The organism is Streptoalloteichus hindustanus (genome assembly GCF_900129375.1).
Taxonomy (GTDB): Bacteria; Actinomycetota; Actinomycetes; order Mycobacteriales; family Pseudonocardiaceae; genus Streptoalloteichus; species Streptoalloteichus hindustanus.
On sequence record NZ_FQVN01000006.1, the window covers coordinates 1 to 21,679 of the forward strand.

Below are 21,679 nucleotides of genomic sequence, written 5' to 3' on the forward strand. Positions count from 1 at the left end.
GTGAAGTCGAGCCAGCCTTTCCAGGTGAAGTCCTCGATTTTGCCGGCGCCGAAGGTGTCGGTGTCGGGGTCGGCTTCCTCGAAGTTGAGGGGTTTACCCCCACTCATCATCGGCTTCGCCGGGCCGAGTGCTACGGCGCCGTCGGCGTTCCGCTTGAAGTAGATGTTGAAGAACGCGGTGAACCGGTGCCACGCCACGCCCATCGTCATGTTGAGCGAGATCGCGACGATGAAGGCCATGCCGCTGAGGATCTTGATCGCGGCGAGGACCGAGATCAGCGTGGTGCCGCTCGGCGCGACCGCGCCCAGCGCGTGGGTGAGCGGCGCGGCCCAGACCGGCGGGTGGATCAGGCCGGCGGCGTGCTTGACCGCCCGGATGCACACCACGCCGAGGCCCTCGACGAGCACGATGCCCTCGATGAAGTAGGCCCGGCCCATGTGCGACCCGGCGAACCGGGACTGCCGGTCCGACCGGCGCGGGTGGTGGAACTGCCGGATGACGATCAGCGTCAGGATGCCGACGACGGTGGCCCAGCCCAGGACCTCCACCCACAGGTGCCACGGGGCCCACTCGCCGATGAGAGGCAGCTCGAAGCTCGGCTGGAACACCTCGCCGTACGCCTCGGCGACGACCAGGAGCATGCCGAGGAAGCCCATCATCACGAACCAGTGGGCGATGCCCACCTTGGTCCACTTGAGCATCCGGGTGTGTCCGAGCACCTCCCTGACGGTGGTGACCACGCGGACGCCGATCGGGCCGTTGCGGGTCGAGTCCGGTTGGCCGAGGCGGACCGTGCGCACCATCTGGATCACGGTCCGCGCCAGCATCGCCACTGCGACGACAGTCACGGCGACGCAGATCAGCCCCAACGCGATCTGCAGAGCACCCATGCTCGCGGCCTCCTGTGCGGAAAGTGTTGCCGAGGGAGACTACGACATATTACTCACCAGTAACCATCCGGTGTGGTTCGCGTCGCAGGCGCCACGGCCGATCTTGGCCGAAGTCGTCGCCCCAGGTCCGGCTCCCGACACGTCGGGCGGCCCACCTCCTCCCGGTCGGCAGCCGCCTGTCGGCGCCCGGGTCACCGACTAAGCGGTGGACAACCCTCCGGAATCGACTCTAAAGTGGCGGCTATGCCTCCGTTTGCCGCCGACTCGGACCGGCCGGACCGCGTGGAGGGCGCTGCCGTCCCCCGTGCGGACGCCCGGCGCAACCGGTCGCGGTTGCTCGACGCCGCCCGCGCGGCGATCATCGAACGCGGACCCGACGTCCCGTTGGAGGAGGTCGCGCGCCGTGCCGGCGTCGGGATCGGCACGCTCTACCGGCACTTCGGCGACCGGTCCGGCCTGATCCGCCAGGTGGTGGCCGAGCACGGCCGGCTGGTGCTGGCCGAGGCCCAGCGGGCCTGGGTCGAGGAGCCCACGGCCTGGGCCGCGCTGCGCCGCTTCGTGCTGCGCGGCTACTCGGTGGGCCCCGGCGCCCTGCCGCCCGCGGTGGGCGGACACGTCCCCAGGGACCCGGAGGTGCTGGAGATCGTCGGTCAGATGTCCGAGCTCCTCGACCGCATGGTCACCGCGGCGCGGGCCGAGGGCGCGCTGCGGCCCGACGTCACGGTGGGAGACATCCGGCTGCTGCTGACGCTGCTCACCCGGCCGCTGCCCAGCGAGCCGTCCGAACTGCGCCGTGAGCTGACCCAGCGCCACCTCCAGCTCGTCCTCGACGGCATGGCGGCCACCGACGCCCCGGCCCTGCCCGGTCCCGCCCTCAGCGCCACGCAGCTCGACGAGCACTTCGTCCTCGAACCCGGGCGGAGTCGTCGGCTCCCGGAAAGACCCGACTGACGTCGAGAACCCGGGCGTGAGGTCCGCCCGGCAGTCCCGGCGACGACACCAAGCCGTTCCTCCCTCCCCGTAGGAGTTCCTCCGTGCTGCCTGAACTCGGCATCAACCACTCGTCCCTGACCGGAGCGGACGGCGCGGTCGCCCCTCCCGTGGCGGTCGCCAGGCACGTCGAGGACCTGGGCCTGGACTCGCTGTGGGTCGGAGACCACCTCGCCACCAACGCGCCGTTCCTGGAGAGCACCCTGACCCTGGCCGCCGCGGCGGCGGTGACCGAGCGGATCAGGCTCGGCTTCGCCGTCCTCCAGCTCGCGCTGCGTCCCGTGGCCTGGGTGGCCAAGCAGATCCAGACCCTGCAGACCCTGTCGGACAACCGGGTGCTGCTCGGCGTCGGCGTGGGCGGGGAGTGGGCGGACGAGTGGGCCGCGGCCGGCGTCCCCCGCGGCGAGCGGGGCAGGCGCACCGACGCCGCCCTGCGGGCGCTTCCCGGGTTGTTGGCGGGGGAGCGGACCAAGGTGCCTTACGCCGAGGACGCCTCGATCTCCCTGCTTCCCGGAGTGCCCCCGGCGCCGGTGTGGGTGGGCGGCAACTCCCCGGTGGCGCTGCGGCGCACCGCCCGGTTCGGCGACGGGTGGCTGCCGGCGCTGGCCACCCCCGGCGAGATCAGGCAGGGCGAGGACGAGCTGCGCGAGCTGGCGGAGGCGGCTGGCCGGCCCGCCCCCGAGGTGGGCGTCCAGCTCTTCGCGACGTTGGACGCGCACCTCGGCGGACTGCCGCACGAGCAGCTCGCGCGGCAACTCTCCGAGCAGTTCGGCCTGCCCTACGAGCACACGGACGCGCTGGTCGTCAGCGGCCCGCCGAGCGAGGTCGCCGAGCGGCTGGCCACCTTCGCCGAGGTCGGCGCCGAGCAGGTGGTGGTGTGCGCGTTCGGGGGCAACTGGCAGCTCCAGTGCGAGTTGCTGGCCGAGGCCCGGCGGATCCTCGCGGGCTGACTCTCTCCGCTCCCGCCCTCGCCCGGGCAAGCACTGTCCTTTGTGGATGGACGGGAGCTTCGGTGGAACGGGGTGCTCTGCCGCCGAGTCCGCTCTCGCGACGTCAGGCCGCGGTGTGCCGTGAACCATGGGGCGGCGGGAACGGTGGGGGCCGGTTCGGCGCGATGTCGATCAACAGACGCATTGACGTCGGAGCCGGCGCGAATACCCGGCACCGTATGTCTGCCGGGCGGGCGGACGAACGTTGTCGAGGTCGTTGTGGAAACAGTTCCCAGCAATGACAGGGAATTGGCGGCGGAGCGAGCCCGCGGAGGAGGGGTCGAAACTGCGCGGAGGTCCGCTGACCTGGCGGGGGAAGAAAAGGCTGGGCGGGCTCTTCCCGCGCGGTTCAGGGATTGGTGAGCAGACGCCGGGCGCCGGGGCCGTGCGCGCCGAGGACGTCCTGGGGGTTGGCCAGTGCGCAGTCGTGCAGGGACAGGCACCCGCAGCCGATGCAGCTGGTCAGGTTGTCCCGCAGGCGAACGAGTTGCTCGATGCGCTCGTCCAGCTCGACCCGCCACTCGGTGGACAGTCGGGCCCAGTCGTCCGGGGTCGGTGTGCGGTCGGCCGGCAGTTCCGCCAGGGCCTCCCGCACGGCGGCCAGGGAGATCCCCACCCGCTGCGCCGCGCGGATGAACGCCACCCTGCGCAGCGTGTCCTGGCGAAATCGTCGTTGGTTTCCCGACGTGCGCCGGGAATGGATCAGCCCCTGGGCCTCGTAGAAGTGCAGCGCCGACACGGCGACCCCGCTGCGGGCCGCCAGTTGCCCCACGCTGAGTTCTTTCCGGCCCTGGTCCACGTCTTGGATCATAACTGGAATCAATAAACTTTCGGGTCGCGCGCGAGTGCGCCGTGCCCGGCCGGCGGCTTCCGGCCGTTCGGGTGGCCGTGACTCCCCTTGACCGTCCACTGTGGATAGCAACGGTGTTCGTGCCGGGACCGCGCCCGCCCGCGCCCCGACGAGGGCGCGGGCGGGCGGGCGGTCACTGGAGGAGGGAACGCGCCTCGCCCAGGACGTCGTACTGGGGCTCCCAGGGTCCGACGTTCAGGCTGACGGCGATGTGGTCAGCGCCGGCCTCGGCGTACGCGGCGAAGCGCTCCGCGGCCTGGCGTGGGCCACCGGTCAACAGGATGGACTCGGCGTGCTCCCGCGGAATGTGGTAGGCGTTCACGAGCGACGAGATCGCGGCGTCGGCGTCCGCGTCGCCGAGAGCGGCCATCACCCCCATCGTCACGCGGGGCGCGGGCCGTCCCCGCTCCGCGGCGAGCTCCCGCAGCCGCGCCACCTCCACGGCGAGGGTCTCGGGCGGCAGCGAGGAGGGGAACCACCCGTCGGCGTACTCCAGGACGCGGCGCTTCGCGACCCCGGAGTTGCCGCCGACCAGGATCGGCGGGACGGCCACCCCGGGCGAGAGCGTGATCACGGGCTGGTCCGGCTCCTGTGGGAGCCGGGTCGGCTCGCCGGCGATGAGCTGGGGCAGCACCGAGAGCGCCGCGTCGGTCCTGCGGCCGCGCTCCTCGGGGGGAACGCCGACCGCCTGCCAGGGCGCGAGGCCGTGCGGCGTCCCGCCCGAGCCGACGCCGAGCACCAGCCGGTCGCCGGACAGGTACTGGAGCGAGGCGGCCTGCTTGGCGACCCAGGCGACCGGGCGCAGCGGCAGGATCAGCACCCCGAAGCCGATCCGGACGCGTTCGGTCACGGCGGCGGCGGTGGCCAGGACCATGCCGCTGTGCAGCACGGGACCCTGGAACCCGGTGACGAGCTGGTCGCCGCTCCACACCGCGTCCAGGCCGACGTCCTCGGCGCGTCGCGCCGCCTCGCGGATGTACCCGTAGGGGGCGCCCGGCTGCTTGCCGAACGTGGGCAGGTGGACGCCGATCTCGATCGTGGCCACGGAAATCTCCTTCACGCCGGCCGGGTCAGGGGAGGAGCAGGGTCTTGCCCACGGCGGCGCGCGCCTCGATCGTGGCGTGCGCGTCGGCGGCCCGCTCCAGGGGGAAGGTCTGGCCGATCACCGGCCGCAGCCGGCCGGACGCCGCCGCGTCGAGCGCGTCGACGATCAGCTGGCGGAACTCGGCGGGGCTGGGCGCCACCTGTGCCAGGCCCAGCAACCGGATTCCGCGCTCCTCGACGTCGGGGGCGGAGGTGTCGGTCCACTGTCCACTCGCGAGGCCCGACCGCACGAACCGGCCGTTCCTGGCCACCAGGCGGAGGGCGGCGTTGCCCACCTCACCGCCGACGCCGTCGAACACGACGTCCACCCCGGCGCCCCCGGTCGCCCGGAGGACCTCGTCCGTCCACTTCGGATCCGAGTAGTTCACCGCGACCCGCGCGCCCAGATCCCGTGCCACGGCGAGCTTCCGCTCGCTGCCGGCGGCGGCGATCACGTTCGCGCCGGCGTCGACCGCGAGCTGAACCAGGAGGCTGCCGACGCCGCCGCCCGCGGCCTCGACGAGCACCCACTCGCCCTCGGCGACGGCGGCGAGTCTGGCCAGGCCGATCGCCGTGCGCCCGTCCGCCAGCACCGCCGTCGCCACCTGGATGTCGAGCTGGTCGGGGACGGGCACGACGTCGCCGGCGTTCACCGCCACCAGCTCGGCGTAGCCGCCGGACCCTCCGGTGGTGCTGACCACCTTCGTGCCGACCAGCGCCGGGTCGACGCCGTCGCCCACCGCGACCACGACGCCGCCCACGCCGTTGCCGGGGACGAACGGCGGTTCGGGCGTCGGGAACGGCGCGCGGCCGGCCCGGATCTGGGTCTCGACGAAGGTGATGTTGACGACGGCCACCCGGATCACGACCTGGCCGGCGCCGGGCGTCGGGTCCGGCGCCTCGCCGGGCACCAGGACGTCGGGCGCCCCGAACTCGTTCAACCGCACAACCCGCATGGGAGCTCCTTCCCGCATGACCGCTCCGGCCTGTCCCCGGTGTGCCCACCTTCCGGAGCGAATCGCTCCGTTTAAACGTAGCGGAGTGATCCGCTCCGGTCGACGTAGGATGCGGAGTGTGACTGACGACGCCACCGCCGACTGCTGCGCCGGCGCGCCGAGGGAGGGGGGCCGGCGCCGGGGGCGGCAGGCCGAGGCCGAGCTGAACGACCAGCGGGTGCTGGAGGCCGCGCGCGACGTGTTCGCGTGCGAGGGCGCCGACGCGCCGGTCTCGGCGGTCGCCAAGCGCGCGGGCGTGGGCATGGGGAGCCTCTACCGCCGCTACGGCAGCAAGGTGGAGTTGATCCAGCACCTGTGCCAGCTCTCCATGGAGCAGGCGGTCCTGGCCGCGGAGGAGGCCCTGGCGTCCACAGAGGACCCTTGGGCGGCCTTCGTCGAGTTCGTGCACCGGTGCGTGCGGGCGCGCTACGGCGCGCTCTCGCCGGTCGCCGGCACGATCCCGGTCTCGGAGGCGATGGACCGGACCTACCGTCGCAGTCGGGAGCTGCTCCAGGAGCTCGTCCAGCGAACGCAGGCCGAGGGCGGCCTGCGGCCCGACGTGAACACAGTGGACATCTCGCGGCTCATCGAGCTGTTCGGCCGCTCGTTCGGCTCACGCTGCCGGAACACCGCCGACGAGCAGGTCCAGCTCCGACTTCTCGCCCTCGCCCTGGCCGGCCTCCGCGTCACCGACGGCGACCCCCTCCCCGGCCCCAAGCCCAGCCTCGAAGACTACGAGAACCGCTGGTACCTCTCGTGACCCCCGCGCCGTGACCCCGGCCAGCGGGACTCAGCGGATCGGCATTCGCCTGGCTTTTCGTTCTGCGCAACGGAAAAGACGCTCGCTCGCCCCGGTTCCTGCCGACCTGGTCGCGAGTGTGTCACCAGGAAGCCGTTGTAGCCGCGTCCATTCCAGTCACGACCGACCGTCAATGGCCTCGTAACGACGTCGTGCCAGAGGCAGGGCGCGTCGCCAGACTGACCGCCACAGCCATCCGGGCAGCAACCGGCTCCGCTCCTCGTGCGCGACACGACCGCGAGGATGTCCCTTCCAGCCGCCGGGACCCGCGTCGTACTTGAGTCGATACTCCACCGCGCACACGTGCCGGACGCTCTTGTAGCCGTAATGCGCCGGCGCCACAAGACGAAGCGGTGCGCCCAGCTCCACCGTGAGCGGCCTTCCATCGAGGCTGTCGACCAAGAGGACGTCCTCGGCGAGAGCGTCGTCAAGCCGCAGGCAACTGCGGTATCCGTCCAGCCCGACGAACACCACCCACGCGCAACGGGGATGTGGCTTCACTTTCCCGGTCAGCCACTCGTGCGCTTCCCGGAAGGGGACGCCGCCCCACTTCAGCTCCGTGGCGCTCCACGTGGTGACGCAGTGCAGGTCGCTGAGCTGTTCCCGCCGCCCGGGCAGCCCGCTGATCGTGGCGACGTCGAACTGTGTCGGCCGGCGCACCGCTCCCGTCACCGTGACCACGGGGTGTGCGGGCACGGTCGGCAGAACGCCGGCGAACTGCGTCAGCCCGAACCTGCGGAGCGGAGCGATGGCCTGGCCTGGCGGCAACTGATCCACGCCGTCCGCCTCCCGTCTGTATTAGAGGGACCGTTCTAGAACGCGCAGACTAGCATCATCAGCGTGGCCCGACGACGCGTGCACAGCGACGACCAGATCCTCGACGCGGCCCGTGACCTCCTGGTCGCCCACGGCGCCGCGGCGGCCACCACCGGCGCCATCAGCGAGCGCAGTGGTGCCCCGGTCGGCTCGATCTACCACCATTTCGGCTCCCGCACGGCCCTCCTCGCCCGCCTCTGGACCCGAACCGTCCAGCGCTTCCAGGAGGACCTGCTCTCGGCCACCGCCGCCGCCCCTCCCGGCATCCCCCGCGCCGTCGCCGCTGCCGCCTCATCGGTCGACTTTGCCCTCACCCGCCCCGCCGACGCCCGCCTACTCCTCCTCGCGCGCCGCGACGACCTCCTCGGCTCCGACGAGGTCCCGCCCGGCACCAAGGCCACCCTCGCCACCCTCAACACGCCGGTGACCGCCCTCATCTCCCAACTCGCCACCGAGATCTACGGCTCCTCGTCCCCCGACCACCTGGAGCTGGTCACCCTCGCCGTCGTCGACCTCCCCTACGCCGTCATCCGCCGCCACCTCCTGGCCGACAACCTGACCCCCGCCCACCAAACCCTCGTCACCACCACCACCCGCACCCTCCTCCGGTCTCGTTGAGCTGTGCTCGTTGCGCTCGCGATATGTCACAACTAGCGCAGTTCTCATCTATCCAGGATGGCGACGCCGCCCAGTAAAGTGGGCTCTGGAGTTCGCTGCGTAAGCAATGTTGCGGGGAGTGGGCAGCCCACTTCCCCTGCACTGTGCCGATCTGAAGAACAGAATGCGGTTGAGCTTCAGCCGTCTTCTTGGAGCTTGGGTGGAGCTGTACGCCGGGAAATGCGCGGCATTTTTTCTCCCGGAGAACGCCTTAGCAGCTTCATTTCGCGCCCCTCTACCCAGGCGTTCCAGGATTTCAAGTAGTAGAGCAGGTGCTCCCGGGAGTCCTCACGCCTCCGGTGTGCCTTTCCGGCTGCCATGTTCAAAAGGGTGTTACGTAAGGTCAAACGTGGATCCCCGATACGGAGACCAGCGCCGGTAACTAGTCCGTCAAACCACGGCTGCTGGTCAATTTCCGGACGTTCACGAGACGATATATACCAGCCGACGGCTGCGGCGGTAACAGTGATGCGGAACGCCTTGTTCATCGGGATGCCTTGACGTACGGCTTCCCGTATTCCGGGATGCTCGCGCAGGAGTGATAGAAGGAGTTCGTTGCTTACCACCGAACTCTGTCCGCTCCATGCGGTTTCTGGACTTGCCAAGTATAGGTGCAGACCGCGCAATGCAGGTGCCAAAAACGTGGGGTGCTCTTCGCCTACGAGGGCGAGAGCATCGCGGGCACCGCGCTTGCGTCCGGTATCCATAACCACAAACGCGGAGCGCGGAACATTTCGTGTCACGACAGACCGGACCGGAATGCCTGCTTTGACGATCGCCTCCAGGCGGTGCTGGCCGTCGCTTAGATGCCCGTCCTCGTCGAAGGCGATACCTTGGTGGGTGAGCTGCCATTCGCCGCGCGTGATCTGTTGGGCCAGCTGCTGAACAAAGGTCTTGCTCAACGGCCTGTTGTGGACGTTGAGGAGGAGCCACTGGCTAGCCAGCTCGGGAGTGATTAACTCGATCGTGCTATACACGGTGGTACCTCCATCGCAGTGCGGCAAACCTGAGTGGCTGAGGAAGCACATCCCACCAGAGGGTGGAGACGGTTGTCAAAAGGGTCACCAGTTGCTTTTGATGTGGTGTCAAGCAAATGGTCAGCGTTCGCTTCGGCTGCTGCTCCTGGCCTAGGGATCTTTCGCCTGAGCAACCTGGAGGAGGTGGCTCAGCTCCGCCGGGTGATCGCCGAGGGCGGGTAGATGGGGCAGTGTGAACGATTGACGCTGCCGCGGGTGATGGGCTCCTTCATGCTGGTGACGTGCGTGTTGACCTGGCAGTGGCCGGGCCGCGGTTGCCGACCACGGCTGGATCTCCTGGGCTCGCGACAGGATGGACGCGGAGCCGTCGAGAGTGCTGTTCAAGTACGTCGCTAAGCCGCTTGGAGGTCGGCTACGCGTAGCTCGTGGCATCGGAGCTCGCCGACTGGCCAACGTCCCACTGGCGTCCTGCACGCCCGGACGTGCTCTAGATACGGTGACTGACTGGGCTGGATCTCCTACGTTGTTGAGACCAGGACGTCCACGGTGTCGTCGTAGAAAGGGGGGAAGGCGCTCGCCCCCTACGATCGCTGTGAGAACCTTTTGGTCCTTCGGCACCCCGCGGCAGCCGGGGTTGGAGGCAGGTGGTCGAACTCCGAAGGGCTCGTCACTCTAAAGAGATCACGTGATCATCGCCGTTGTGCGCCTCGGGATGAGCACCTACCGAATCACGGTGAACGGGTCGTCGCAGGTGCTTGGGGTCAGAGCCGGTATCCTTGAACCTGAACGACAGATCGTGGGTGTACAGCCGTAGGCCGGCGCTGTAGATCTCGTCTCGGGAGATCGGCGACGCAGCGCGCGGGCACAGTGCGGGAGCCGCGGGGCACCGCTGGGGCGGGCGACTACGAACGTCAGGTGGAGCAGGAATGCCGACTGCTGATCGACCGTGGCCTGGCGGCAGCGATCACCAGGCGATGGGAACGCCACGCTCGCTGGTCCGCCGTGCCCACCGCCCGGAGTAGCTCGGGTCCGGACGGACCTACGGCTACGGCCTTCCCCTGGGGTATCGGCCTGGTTGGCCCCGCTGGTCGCCGTTGAGGAGTGGGGCACTGGGGGCGAAGTCGCAGCTGAGAGCGGCGCACTCGTCCCGACCGTCCCAACTTCTTGGCTGTCGTTGCTGCAGAACCTTCCAGCAACGAAGAATTGCATCCGGGCTCAATTAATCGCGCTTCGCTCGCTGCGGTGCGAGCCCTTCCGGCTTGAGAGACGATCATCCACAAATCAAGGCTGTCTGATGGCGTGGATACTCATGTCATCCTCTCTTGCGCCGCCGTCATGGCTTTGACCTGCGACGACAATCATCCTGCAGCCTCGAGAAAAGATGCTGTACGCGACTGTCGGTCGCGCGTAGGCATGTGTGTTGGTGTTGCCTCAGCTCCCTCAGATGCGGCATGATGCTGACGTCCTGCCGCGAGGTGCAGCGACAAATGCCCCCGCGGCCGGCTCCTCATATGTAGGCCGGCTAGGAGTTTCATCCGTATGTGTCAATTTCTTCCACCTGTTCCGACCAATTACGGGCGGCCCCGGGGACGTGTCCTGGTCGTCACGGAGGTCCTGCAGGTCCGCCGCATCAACGCGCCCACCCCCGCGCTGGCCATCGTGGGAGGCACGGGATTACTCGCGGCCGAGATCGCCCGGCGGCTCCCGCCCGGATTGACCCCGCCGTCGAGGGGAGCGGGTGGCTCGTGCTGACGCCCAACTCCCCCGAGCCCAGGGTGGACCTGGCAAGGCGGTTCGGACAGGAGCTGCATGACCTCCGGCGCCGCGCCCACCTGACGCCGGAGCGGATGGCGACGCTGGTCGATTACAAGCTCAGGAGCATTTCCCACATCGAGAGCGGCCTGCACGTGCCGCGCTGGGACATCGTGGAGTGCTATCTCCGCGAGGCCCACGTGCCGGACCATCGGCACGGCGAGTACCAGATGCTGTGGGAGAAGGCTCGTGCACAGCAGCGGCAGAAGCGGAACGCCGTGCGGCAGCGGCAGGCGCGAAAGAAACACACTGTCTACACCTGCTGCCAAGCGCAGTACTCGCCCGTCGTCCTCCTGATCAAGCGCACCGCGGGGTTCTGGTCCCCGGGGACCATTAGCGTCGCTGAGTGCTGGTACTGCGACAAGGTCACAGCGCACCGCTGCTCCCCGGCGTCGGTTCCCGTAGAGCTCAGTCCCGGCGATATCGCACTCTGGCCGAACCCCGGTCAGATTGCCAGCTGGGAGGACCTGTCCCGGGCGTTACTGCAGATTAAGCAGCACATGGGCTTGTCCTACAAGGCGATCGCAGATCGAAGCCAGCTCCTCGGTGGGACGACGTTGTCCCACGGGTTGGCACACAAACTGTGTACGGCCGGTCAGGCTCCGCGGCGTTCCGCCTACGTCGCGACGTTTGTTCGCGCGTGTGGTGGCTCCGCCGCTCTCGCACGTCAGTGGTGGGACACCTGCGTACGCCTCCGCGGTTTTCGTGGGCAGGAGTATACCGAGGAACTTTGAGGGGGAGGCTTTTGGGAACACCGCAAGCGTGCCCCCCCGAAACCGCCTCGGCCCTAAGGCCGGGGCGGTTCCTCTTCCCATCTTTCGTCAGCCCCATGCCGATACCTCTTGCAGCCCCCTCACCATGGCCCTGCTGCCACTGGTGGACCGCGGGAGCGGTGATCCACAGCACGACGGTGTTGGTGGCGTTCGGGGCTGGGCAGGATGACGGGCCATCGCAGCCCGTGACTCATCCAACGGACCCGCCCCGGGGCGAACTCGGGGTGGTCGCCGCGGTCACGAGGCGGCATTCCCAGGGCACCGTGGCTGACCAGCGTTGGAGCAGCTCGCACGGCAAATGTGAGTGGCTCGGCCCCCCAACCTCGCCGTGCTGGAGACGTTCGAGCCGGAGATGCCGGTGGAGGAGACTGCGGGATCTACTGATCGACGAGGTCCGCGGCGCTGGTCTCGCCGCGGAGGCAAGCGAGACTCGACGCGGGATCGATTCGTGACCGACTGTTCGCCGGCTGCCGCGTCCACTTCGGAGGATCACCCGCGCACTCAGCTGTTGGACCGGCTCAAGGTGATCGACGACGTCCCCTGGAACGAGTATTGGCGATGGGGCGTCACGGCGTGGCGTTCAGTTAGATGTTGCACCAGTACGAGGGTAAGCAGCAACATCTCCGTCGGTGACCGGCCGCCAGGTCAAGAACTACCCACGCAACGATCTCAGCGACGCCTCGAACCTCTCCACCGCGTCCTGTCCGAACCACGCTTTCCGAACACTGGTCCGGGCTGGGACGACTACCCCCACTGCGTGTGCTGATTACCACCTGCGACGTTTGTATCTAGAAGACCAGGTCTACATGGTGGGCGAGCGGCACGAGCCGTTCAGGATCAAGCACTGGCGGAGAGGTTTGGGGTCTGAAACCGTTGGTGCCCGTGGCAAGGACGAGGTGTGTGGCCTCGTGTCTGGTGCGGCGATGACGACCACGACGCAGGTAGAAGGACATGCGGCGGTCGTACTACCGATGAACAGAGCCCGAGACGCCATCGCCGGTCACGATGGCGCTTCTCGTGACGGACATGGGAAAGCTGCGGGACGGCCTGTTTCGTTCGGCTTTGAGCCGCTGGGCCTTCGGCAGGGACGAAGCGAAGCTGTCTTGACTGACCAAAAAGGGAATCGGACTGTGCTGTGGCGGAACGCGGCGGAGTTCCAGCCCGCTGGGAAAGAATCCAAGGCTGTCCCTGAGATGGTGGCGGTAGTGGGCCATCGTCTGGTGGTGAATCCGGAGCTACGAACGTTGTTGTACGTGATTGGAGAAGACTGGTGGCTGGTGAGCGGGTTATCTACTTTGGTGCCTAGTACTTCAGAGCACTGTGGCCAGAACCTTCCCCGACAGGGTGGGGTTGGCTGCACCTGGCCGGCGCGGAGCCCTAGGTCGGGAGGGGCTGGACTGACAACGGGAAGACAGGGACGAGGGGGCGCTCAGGCAGCGAGGCCTGGGCGAAACGCGCGCCACGCCGAGCCCACCCCCGCTGACCGACCTCCTGAAGCGCCCACGTCCGAACGGGTGCCGTCCCGGTGGTAACTCAACACCAGGGAGCTTCCCAAGCTCACGACTCTCCGGGCTTGGCGCAAGGCGCGGCAGATGGCCTTCGCTCCAGAGGTCGCAGCCACAGACCTGGGCTGCGTCGCCATACGACATGAGGCACGCTGGCATCTCGCTGTGGCTCAGCTCCGGCGTGCCGCCGAAGCAGGTCGCCGAGTGGGCTGGGCACTCCCTAGAGGTGCTGTTCAGGATCTACGCCCATGTGCTCAGTGGCTCCAACGACGCCGCCCGGGCGCTGGTCGAGAAGGGGCTCCAGGGGGCGTTGAACCACCCTGACATCAACACTGAGTGACGTGACCGAGATCACTGCTGATGGGCCGTGGTTCGGGGCCTCAGCCGGGTTCGGCGGAATTTCGTCGGCACACCCTCGGCACAGACGCCCGAAAACGGCCGGGTTTCGCCGGTGTCAGCCGGACAGGGCTGGAGATAGCAGAAGACCCGCTGGCCGGCATTGCTGCTGGTCAGCGGGTCTTCTGTGGTGGTGCCCCCGGCAGGATTCGAACCTGCGCACCCGCCTCCGGAGGGCGGTGCTCTATCCCCTGAGCTACGGGGGCCCGTCTCGCGATCTCTCGCGGCGACGTGGAGAAGCTTAGCGCATGTTCGGAGGTGCTTCGCACACCCCCCTGGTTCGGGGGCCCGGCTCGTCCCTAACGTGACGAGATGGATTCGATACGTGAGCGTGTCGTTGAGTCGGGTGGGGTGCGGCTCGTGGTCCGCGAGGAGGGGGACCCCACGGGGCCGACGGTGCTGCTCGTGCACGGCTTCCCGGACAGTTCCCGCATGTGGGACGGGGTGGCCGAGCGTCTGCGTGAGCGGTTCCGGGTGGTCCGTTTCGACGTGCGCGGGGCGGGCCGGTCGGGTCGGCCGAAGGGTCGGGAGGGCTACCGGCTCGACCAGCTGGCGGCCGATGTGGTTTCCGTCATACGGGCGGTGAGCCCGCACGACCCGGTCCACCTGGTGGGGCACGACTGGGGGTCCATCCAGTCGTGGGAGGCGGTCACCGAGCCGGGGTACGCGCACCTGTTCGCGTCGTACACGTCGATCTCCGGGCCGTGTCTGGACCACCTGGGGCACTGGCTGCGGGAGCGGCTGCGGCGGCCGGGCGCGTGGCGCGACGTGCTCCGCCAGGGGCTCCGTTCCTGGTACGTCTACGCGCTGCACCTCCCGGTGGTGCCGGAGCTCGCGCTGCGCCACGCGATCGGCCCCGCGTGGGCGAAGGCGCTGCGCCGCCGGGGAGTGACGGGTGCGGAGAGCCTTCCCCGGGACGCGGCGAACGGCGTCGAGCTGTACCGGGCGAACATCAGGGCGCGGCTGGGCGAGCCCCGGCAGCGGACCACGAAGGTGCCCGTGCAACTCCTGGTTCCGACGCGGGACCCGTACGTGGACCCGAGGTCGGTGGACGACACGCACCGGTGGTGCGACCGGCTCTGGCGGCGGGACATCCCGACCGGGCACTGGGCGCCCCGGACCGACCCCGGTCTGGTCGCCCGGGCGATCGCCGAGTTCGTCGACCACCTGTCGGGTGAGGCGGCGCCCCGGGAGCTGGCCCGGGCCAGGGTGGACGGGCCCCGTCGCCGGTTCGAGGGTCAGCTCATGCTGATCACTGGCGCGGGGAGCGGCATCGGCCGGGCGACGGCGCTGGCCGCGGCGGAGGCCGGAGCCGACGTCGTCGTGTGGGACATCGACGGCCCGGCGGCGGAGCGCACGGCTGAGCAGGTGCGGGAGCACGGCGTCCGCGCGTGGGCGAAGCGGGTGGACGTCAGCGACGCCGAGGCCGTGCGCGAGGCGGCGGCGACGGTCTGCGCCGAGCAGGGTGTGCCCGACGTGGTCATGGCGAACGCGGGCGTCGGGATGACGGGGCCGTTCGCGGCGACGAGCGAGGCCGACTGGCGGCGCACGGTGAACGTCAACCTCCTGGGCTCGGTCTGGACCCTGAACGCGTTCGTGCCGGAACTGCTGGCGCGAGGTCGGGGCGGCCACCTGGTGATCACCTCGTCGGCGGCGGCGCTCGCGCCGTCGTCCGGGCTCCCCGCCTACTCCGCGACCAAGGCCGCGCTCCTGGCGCTGGGGCGGAGCCTGCGGGACGAGGTCGTCGGGCAGGGGATCGACGTCTCGGTGGTGTGCCCGGGGTTCATCGACACCGGTTTCATCCAGGGGATGTCGTTCACCGGCGAGTCAGAGGCCGAGCGGGAGCGCGCGCGATCGGTGGTCGAGGAGCGGATGGGGCCCTGGGGACGTCCGCCGGCGCTCGTCGCGCGGGCCGTGCTGCGGGCGGTGGAGCGGCGGCGCTTCCTCGTCCTGGTGACCCCCGAGTCGCGGGTCATGTACGCGTTCTCCCGGATCGCGCCGGAGACGCTCTCCTGGGTGATGCGGGTCTTCGGTCAGCGCTACATGCCCTGACTCCGGGCGCCTGCCCCGACGCGGTCCACCCGGTGATCACCTTTGCATGTATGCGCATGTCGCTATATGTTGGGGTCATGGGGCACGGACACTCGCACGGAGTCGCGCCGGGGCAGGCGGGCAGCGCGTCCGGCCGGTACGTGGGCCGGCTGGTCGCCGCGCTGGTCATCGGCGCCGCGTTCATGGTGCTGGAGGTCGTGGTCGGCCTCGCGACGGGCTCGTTGGCGCTGGTCTCCGACGCCGCGCACATGCTCACCGACGTCCTCGGGGTGGGACTGGCGCTGTCGGCCATCCTCGTCGCCCGCAACGCCCGCGGCGCGGCCGACCGCACCTTCGGGCTCTACCGCGCCGAGGTGCTGGCGGCGCTGGCCAACGCGGTACTGCTGTTCGGGGTGGCCGGCTACGTCCTCTACGAGGCCGCTGGGCGGTGGAGCGCCCCGCCCGAGGTCCCCGGCCTGCCCGTGCTGCTCACGGCGGCGGTCGGCCTGCTCGGGAACCTGGTCTCCTTCGCGCTGCTGCGCAGCGGGGCCAAGGAGAGCCTGAACGTCCGCGGGGCCTACCTGGAGGTGCTGGCCGACCTCATCGGGTCGGTCGGCGTGCTGGTCAGCGGCGCCGTCACCCTGCTGTTCGGGTGGCGCTACGCCGACCCGGTGATCGGTGTGGCGATCGGCCTGTTCGTCCTGCCCCGCACCTGGCGGCTGGGCCGCCGCGCGGTCCGCATCCTCTTCCAGCACGCCCCGGAGGGCGTCGACGTGCCCGCGCTGCGGGCCGACCTCGCCGCCGTGGAGGGCGTCACCGAGGTCCACGACCTGCACGTGTGGACGCTGACCTCGGGCATGGAGGTGGCCTCGGCGCACCTGGCCACGAAGTCCGCCGCCGAGCACGACCGGGTGCTGGAGGCCGCGCAGCGCCTGCTGGCCGAGCGCTACCGGATCGAGCACGCCACGTTGCAGGTCGAGACGGTCGGGCGCGCCGCCCGGTGCCGCGAGCTGTCGTGGTGAGTCAGGCGGGCAGCGGGCCGAAGGGCCACGTGCGCTGCCGCCGCGCCCACACCAGGAACGCCACGCCACCGGCGGCCAGCCAGGCCAGGGACAGCAGCACGGGGCGCGGGCCGGCCGAGTAGTAGACGAACGCCCAGCCGAGCAGGGCCACGACGCAGGGGAGCGGGTAGAGCCACTGCCGGTAGGGCCGAGGCAGGTCGGGGCGGCGTCGGCGCAGCACCACGAGGGCGACTACCTGGGCGACCGACTGGACGATCACGAACACCGCCGTCAGCACGTTGATCACGTCCTGGAGGGTGAACAACGAGCCGACCGCCGTCACCGCGCCCATGGCCAGCAACGCCGCGTGCGGGAAGCGCAGCCGGGGGTGCAACCGGCCGAACCAGGGCAGGAAGAGCCCGTCCCGCGCGGCGTGGAAGGGGATCCGGGAACCGCCGAGGAGTCCGGCGAACACGGAGCCGAAGGCGGTGACCACGATGCACGCGGTGAGCACCTGCGCGGTGGTCGTCCCCCAGCTCCGCTCCAGGACCAGCGAAGCGACCGACGACGACGAGGCCACCTCCTGCCAGGGCACGACGCCGAGCACGCCCAGGTTGAGCAGGAAGTACAACGCCATGATCCCGGTGATGGACACCAGGATCGCCCTGGGCAGCGTGCGGCCCGGGTCCCGCACCTCGGCACCCAGGTACGCGGCGGTGTTGTAGCCGAGGTAGTCGTAGATCGCGATCACCAGGCCGGCGCCCAGACCGGTCCAGAACGGGCCGCCGGCGGCGAAGGCCCCGTCGGGGTAGGCGAAGGCGAGGTCGGCGTCGAAGTGGGTGTAGGCGGCCACCACGACGGAGAGCACCGAGACGAGCATGACCGCGAACAACACCGCGGTCAGCCGGGTGATCTCGCCGATCCGCCGGTACAGCAGGAGAACCGCGAGCGCGACGACCCCGACCCCGATCGCCCTCCCCGCCGCCGGGGTCAGCCCGGGGACGAGGTAGCCGAGGTAGGAGACCATGCCGATCACCCCGGTCGACATGATCAGCGGGACGAACAGCATCGCCGTCCAGGCGAACAGGAACGGCATCAGCCGCCCGGTGCGGTGCTGGAACGCCTCGCGGAGGTAGACGTAGCTGCCGCCGGCGCCCGGCAGCGCGGCGCCCAGCTCGGCCCAGACGAGGCCGTCGGCGAGCGCGACGAGCGCCCCGACCAGCCAGCCCAGCACGGCCTGCGGGCCGCCCATCACGGCGACCATCGTCGGGATGGTCACGAACGGCCCGATGCCGCACATCTGGGTCATGTTGATGGCGGTGGCCTGCCACGGGCCGATCCGCCGCTCGAAGCCCCGGGCCGTGGTCGCCGTTCCGGTCACGCCGCACCTCCGCCCGCGCGGAACCAGGGTTAGTAAAGTTTCTTAACACAGCGCTCGTGGGGTGGGAACCCCGCGCGACGGCCGGACGGTGGGGGCGGGGCGGTGGAGGCACGGACGCCACGGGCGGGCAACCCGGCGAGCATGCGGGAGTGGAACCAGCGGCTGGTGCTGGACCTCCTGCGCGGAGAGGGCGTCGCGACCCGTCCCCAGATCGCGCGGAGAACGGGGTTGTCCAAGCCGACCGTGGGGCAGGCCCTGCTCGGTCTGGCGGAGGCGGGTCTGGTGCGCGCGGTCGGGCGGCAGGCGGAGGGTCCGGGCCGCGCCGCGCTCCGCTACGAGGCCGACCCGACGGCCGGTCACGTGCTCGCCGTCGACATCGGCCGGGAGCGGCTCCGGTTGGCCGTGGCCGATCTCGGCGGGAATATCGTGTCCAAAGTGGACGAACGCAACCGGTGCCGGTCGGGTGCCGCGCTGGTTCGCGCGGTGCGCGAGTTGGCGGAGCGCGTCGTCGCGCTGGCGGGGCTGGCTGAGGGTCAGGTGGTCACGACGGTCGTGGGGAGCCCGGGCGTGACGGACCGGCGGAACCGGGCCGTGCAGCTCGCGCCGAACCTGCCGGGCTGGGGGCGCACGGGGTTGCTCGACGAGCTCGCCGCGGTGCTGGGTCCCGACCTGTTGGTGGAGAACGACGCCAACCTCGCCGCGGTCGGCGAGCGGGAGCGCGGCGCGGCTCGCGGCGTCGACGATTTCGCTTATCTGAGCGTGGGAACCGGGTTGGGACTCGGCCTGGTGGTCGGTGGCGAGCTGTTCCGGGGCGCGCACGGCGCGGCGGGCGAGATCGGCTACCTCCCCTTCGCGGGCGTGGCCGGGGAGGCGGCGGAGCACGGCCAGATGGAGGACGCCGCGGCCGCGCGGTCGGTCCTCGCGCTGGCGGAGCGGCACGGCCTGAGCGGGATGCGCTCGGCCAGGGACGTCTTCGCGGCGGCTCGCGACGGCGACGCGCGGGCGTCGCTGGTGGTGCGGGAGGAGGCGGCGCGGCTGGCGTACGTGGTGGCCTCCGTCGCCGCCGTGGTCGACCCGGAGCTGGTGGTCCTGGGTGGGGGCGTCGGCGGGAACGCGGACCTGTTGCTGCCGTCGATGACGGAGTCCCTGCGCCGGACGACCCCGTTGGCGCCGCGGGTCGTCCCCGGCGAACTGGGGGAGGACGCCGTGCTCGTCGGGGCGGTCACGACCGGCACGGCGGTCGCCCGGGAGGCCGTGTTCGACCGGCGACTTCGTGCCGTCCGGGCCTCGTTCACCTGAACGGGGTAGTGATTGCTACGACGTGCTGAGCATTCGGCGCGTTCTCTTGATCAAGAGTGGTCAATTTTCACCCGAAAGGGTGAGGTTGCTGGATCGGTGTTGGGGCTTAGCGTTACGAGACCTCCTCCCTGGAGGAGGGTCCTTTCCGTCGCGGGGGGAACGTACGGGAACGGCGGCACAGGGGACGTGCCTCCTCCGGCCCGCGTGACGACGGGGACCAGTTGCGGGACGGCACCGCGCCAGCCACACCAGTCCGTCCCGCAGCCTGCCCGGCTCCCGGGATGTCGGACCCGCGGGGACGGCCCGGGCCGCGTCGCCGCGAGTCCAGTCCTCAGTGGTCAGTCCTCAGTGGCCAGTCTTCAGTGGACAGTGCGGTGCACGTCCTGGCAGGTCGAGTCCCCCGGTTCGCCGTCGGCGATCCACGGGCCGTCGAGCGACGCGTCGAGCACTCCCTCCTCCAGCCAGGTGTGTTGCCCCGCGAGGACACTCCTCGCCAACGACCGGTCGGTGGCATCGGTGTTCGACCACAACCGGCGGAACAACTCCGTCACCCGGCGCTCAGCCTGACGGCAGAACGCGTCAGCCAGCTCGTAGGCCGACCGGCCCCGCTCCGGGACGTCCGGGTGCTCCTGGCGCAGCGCCTCGGCGCGCACGCAGCTCGCGCTCATCGCGAACAGCTCCGCCCCGATGTCGACCACCCGGCCGAGGAACCGCTGGCGGCGCTCCAACCCGCCCCGCCATCGCGCCATCGCGTAGAACGTCTGCCGGGCCAGACGGCGGCTCGCCCGCTCCACGAACCGCAGGTGCCCGGCCAACGGCCCGAACTCGCCGTACCCGCCGGGCGCCTGCCCCCGGCCCACGACGAGGGTGGGCAGCCAGCGCGCGTAGAAGCCGCCCGCCCTGGCCGCGGCGCGAACCCGCCGCGCGGCGTCGGCCCCGGGGTCGACCAGGTCGCCGGCCACCGCGAGGTGCGTGTCGACGGCCTCCCTGGCCACCAGCAACCGCATGATCTCCGAGGAGCCCTCGAAGATCCGGTTGATCCGCAGGTCGCGCAGGAGCTGCTCGGCGGGCACGCCCCGCTCGCCCCTGGCCGCCTGCGACGCCGCCGTCTCGTACCCGCGGCCGCCCCGGATCTGCACCAGCTCGTCGGCCACCAGCCAGGCCAGCTCCGAGCCGTGCAGCTTGGCCAGCGCCGCCTCGATCCGGATGTCGTGCCCGCCGGCGTCGGCCAGCTCGCCGGCCAGCTCCAGCACCGACTCCAGGGCGAAGGCGGTGGCCGCGACGAACGCCACCTTCCCGGCGACCGCCTCGTGCTCGCCCACCGGCCGGCCCCACTGCACCCGGGCCGCCGACCACTCGCGGGCGATCCGCAGGCACCACTTCGCCGCCCCGGCGCACAGGGCGGGCAGGGCCAGCCGCCCGGTGTTCAACGTGGTCAACGCGATCCGCAGGCCCTGCCCCTCGGCGCCGATCCGGTTCTCCGCCGGCACGAGCACCCCGTGCAGCCGGGTCACGCCGTTCTCGATGCCCCGCAACCCCATGAACTCGTTGCGGTGCTCCACGGTGATGCCCGGCGAGTCGGCCTCGACCACGAACGCCGTGATCCCACCGGGATGCCCCTCGGACGTCGGCACGCGGGCCATGACAACCAGCAGGTCGGCCACGACACCGTTGGTGGTCCACAACTTCACGCCGTCGAGCACGTAACCCGCACCGACAGCGCCATCCACAGTGGGCACGGCGGTGGCACCCAACCGGGCCGGGTCGCTGCCCACGTCGGGCTCGGTCAACAGGAAGGCGCTGATCTCACCGCGGGCGCAGCGGGGCAGGAAGCGCCGCTTCTGCTCCGGCGTGCCGAAGAGCGTGACCGGTTGCGGCACCCCGATGGACTGGTGCGCGGACAGCAACGCGCCGACGGCGGGGTGCGCGGAGCCGGCGAGCATCAACGCGCGGTTGTAGTAGACCTGCGACAACCCGAGCCCGCCGTACTCCGGGTCGATGCGCATCCCCAGCGCGCCCAACTCCCGCAGACCCCGCACGACGTCGTCCGGGACGCGCGCGGTGCGTTCGATCTGCTGCGCGTCGACCCGCGTCCGGCAGAACTCCCGCAGCCGGTCGAGGAACTCCTCGCCGCGCCGCCGCGTCTCCTCGTCGCTCCTCGGGTAGGGGTGCACGAGGTCGAGGCGGAGCCGGCCCAGGAACAGCTCCCTGCCGAAGCTCGGCCGGCGCCAGTGGGTCTCCCGAGCCGCCTCGGCGACCCGTCGGGCCTCCCGCTCGTCCACCGTCGTCGGCGCGCCGCGGGACGCGCCCCGCCTGGCCGGATCCACTGCGGTCATGGCAGACCCCCTGCCGCGTCGGACTGCCCCGACGGTACGACCGCGCGGACGCCGACGCGACCCGCCGGAGCGCGCCCCCGCTCACGCTCCGCGTTCACG

At 70.6% G+C, this 21,679-nt stretch carries 16 protein-coding genes, 1 tRNA gene and 1 pseudogene; 9 read left to right on the forward strand and 9 right to left on the reverse strand.

What is annotated here, in order from left to right; genetic code table 11:
- Positions 1–890: pseudogene (locus BUE43_RS18765) on the reverse strand (Fe-S oxidoreductase); the annotation flags it as partial.
- Positions 891–1,133: 243 nt separating this feature from the next.
- On the opposite strand from BUE43_RS18765, the gene BUE43_RS18770 reads away from it, so the two are divergent.
- Positions 1,134–1,841 (forward strand): TetR/AcrR family transcriptional regulator, encoded by a 708-nt coding sequence (locus BUE43_RS18770; RefSeq protein ID WP_073485043.1) that lies wholly within the window; start codon positions 1,134–1,136, stop codon positions 1,839–1,841.
- 83 nt (positions 1,842–1,924) lie between these two features.
- Positions 1,925–2,830 carry an LLM class flavin-dependent oxidoreductase gene (locus BUE43_RS18775; RefSeq protein WP_200797590.1) on the forward strand — a complete coding sequence of 302 codons (906 nt, stop codon included), beginning with the start codon at positions 1,925–1,927 and terminating at the stop codon, positions 2,828–2,830.
- A 388-nt stretch (positions 2,831–3,218) separates the two neighbouring features.
- On the opposite strand, the gene soxR is transcribed toward BUE43_RS18775, so the two are convergent.
- The 3 genes from soxR to BUE43_RS18790 all read right to left on the reverse strand — a co-directional run bounded on the left by soxR (position 3,219) and on the right by BUE43_RS18790 (position 5,758).
- Complete coding sequence (soxR, locus tag BUE43_RS18780; RefSeq protein WP_073485045.1) at positions 3,219–3,680, reverse strand: redox-sensitive transcriptional activator SoxR; 462 nt, start codon at positions 3,678–3,680, stop codon at positions 3,219–3,221.
- A 172-nt stretch (positions 3,681–3,852) separates the two neighbouring features.
- A complete protein-coding gene (locus tag BUE43_RS18785; RefSeq protein ID WP_200797591.1) occupies positions 3,853–4,764 on the reverse strand; it encodes an LLM class flavin-dependent oxidoreductase in 912 nt (303 codons plus the stop codon).
- A gap of 25 nt (positions 4,765–4,789) precedes the next feature.
- Positions 4,790–5,758 carry a zinc-binding dehydrogenase gene (locus BUE43_RS18790; protein WP_073485047.1) on the reverse strand — a complete coding sequence of 323 codons (969 nt, stop codon included), beginning with the start codon at positions 5,756–5,758 and terminating at the stop codon, positions 4,790–4,792.
- Between the two features lie 118 nt (positions 5,759–5,876).
- On the opposite strand from BUE43_RS18790, the gene BUE43_RS18795 reads away from it, so the two are divergent.
- Positions 5,877–6,557 (forward strand): TetR/AcrR family transcriptional regulator, encoded by a 681-nt coding sequence (locus BUE43_RS18795; RefSeq protein WP_200797592.1) that lies wholly within the window; start codon positions 5,877–5,879, stop codon positions 6,555–6,557.
- 156 nt (positions 6,558–6,713) lie between these two features.
- Here the strand turns inward: BUE43_RS18795 and BUE43_RS18800 are convergent, their stop codons facing one another.
- Positions 6,714–7,373 carry a molybdopterin-dependent oxidoreductase gene (locus tag BUE43_RS18800; RefSeq protein ID WP_073485050.1) on the reverse strand — a complete coding sequence of 220 codons (660 nt, stop codon included), beginning with the start codon at positions 7,371–7,373 and terminating at the stop codon, positions 6,714–6,716.
- A gap of 63 nt (positions 7,374–7,436) precedes the next feature.
- Here BUE43_RS18800 and BUE43_RS35645 point away from each other — a divergent pair, with 63 nt between their 5' ends.
- Positions 7,437–8,030, forward strand: a complete 594-nt coding sequence (locus BUE43_RS35645; RefSeq protein WP_073485053.1) for a TetR/AcrR family transcriptional regulator — start codon at positions 7,437–7,439, stop codon at positions 8,028–8,030.
- A gap of 176 nt (positions 8,031–8,206) precedes the next feature.
- Here BUE43_RS35645 and BUE43_RS18810 read toward each other — a convergent pair whose 3' ends face one another.
- Positions 8,207–9,046, reverse strand: a complete 840-nt coding sequence (locus BUE43_RS18810; RefSeq protein WP_073485055.1) for a hypothetical protein — start codon at positions 9,044–9,046, stop codon at positions 8,207–8,209.
- Positions 9,047–10,791: 1,745 nt separating this feature from the next.
- On the opposite strand from BUE43_RS18810, the gene BUE43_RS18815 reads away from it, so the two are divergent.
- Together BUE43_RS18815 and BUE43_RS18820 are read left to right on the forward strand one after the other, a co-directional pair.
- Positions 10,792–11,592, forward strand: coding sequence for a helix-turn-helix domain-containing protein (locus BUE43_RS18815; RefSeq protein ID WP_073485058.1), 801 nt, complete (start codon positions 10,792–10,794; stop codon positions 11,590–11,592).
- A gap of 1,686 nt (positions 11,593–13,278) precedes the next feature.
- Positions 13,279–13,476 carry a site-specific integrase gene (locus tag BUE43_RS18820; protein ID WP_073485060.1) on the forward strand — a complete coding sequence of 66 codons (198 nt, stop codon included), beginning with the start codon at positions 13,279–13,281 and terminating at the stop codon, positions 13,474–13,476.
- A gap of 187 nt (positions 13,477–13,663) precedes the next feature.
- On the opposite strand, the gene BUE43_RS18825 is transcribed toward BUE43_RS18820, so the two are convergent.
- A tRNA-Arg gene (locus tag BUE43_RS18825) sits at positions 13,664–13,738 on the reverse strand.
- Positions 13,739–13,844: 106 nt separating this feature from the next.
- Between BUE43_RS18825 and BUE43_RS18830 the strand changes: the two genes are divergently transcribed.
- Together BUE43_RS18830 and BUE43_RS18835 are read left to right on the forward strand one after the other, a co-directional pair.
- The gene (locus tag BUE43_RS18830; protein WP_073485062.1) at positions 13,845–15,584 is read left to right on the forward strand and encodes an SDR family oxidoreductase; all 1,740 of its coding nucleotides are present in this window, start codon (positions 13,845–13,847) and stop codon (positions 15,582–15,584) included.
- Between the two features lie 77 nt (positions 15,585–15,661).
- Positions 15,662–16,585: a cation diffusion facilitator family transporter gene (locus BUE43_RS18835; RefSeq protein ID WP_073485064.1), complete on the forward strand. Its 924-nt coding sequence runs from the start codon at positions 15,662–15,664 to the stop codon at positions 16,583–16,585.
- 1 nt (position 16,586) lies between these two features.
- Here BUE43_RS18835 and BUE43_RS18840 read toward each other — a convergent pair whose 3' ends face one another.
- Entirely contained in the window at positions 16,587–17,864 is a 1,278-nt protein-coding gene (locus BUE43_RS18840; RefSeq protein ID WP_234995827.1) for an APC family permease, read from the reverse strand.
- Between the two features lie 222 nt (positions 17,865–18,086).
- On the opposite strand from BUE43_RS18840, the gene BUE43_RS18845 reads away from it, so the two are divergent.
- The gene (locus BUE43_RS18845) at positions 18,087–19,244 is read left to right on the forward strand and encodes an ROK family transcriptional regulator (RefSeq protein ID WP_073485069.1); all 1,158 of its coding nucleotides are present in this window, start codon (positions 18,087–18,089) and stop codon (positions 19,242–19,244) included.
- Positions 19,245–19,603: 359 nt separating this feature from the next.
- Here the strand turns inward: BUE43_RS18845 and BUE43_RS18850 are convergent, their stop codons facing one another.
- A complete protein-coding gene (locus tag BUE43_RS18850) occupies positions 19,604–21,580 on the reverse strand; it encodes an acyl-CoA dehydrogenase family protein (RefSeq protein ID WP_073485071.1) in 1,977 nt (658 codons plus the stop codon).
- Positions 21,581–21,679: the final 99 nt, after the last annotated feature.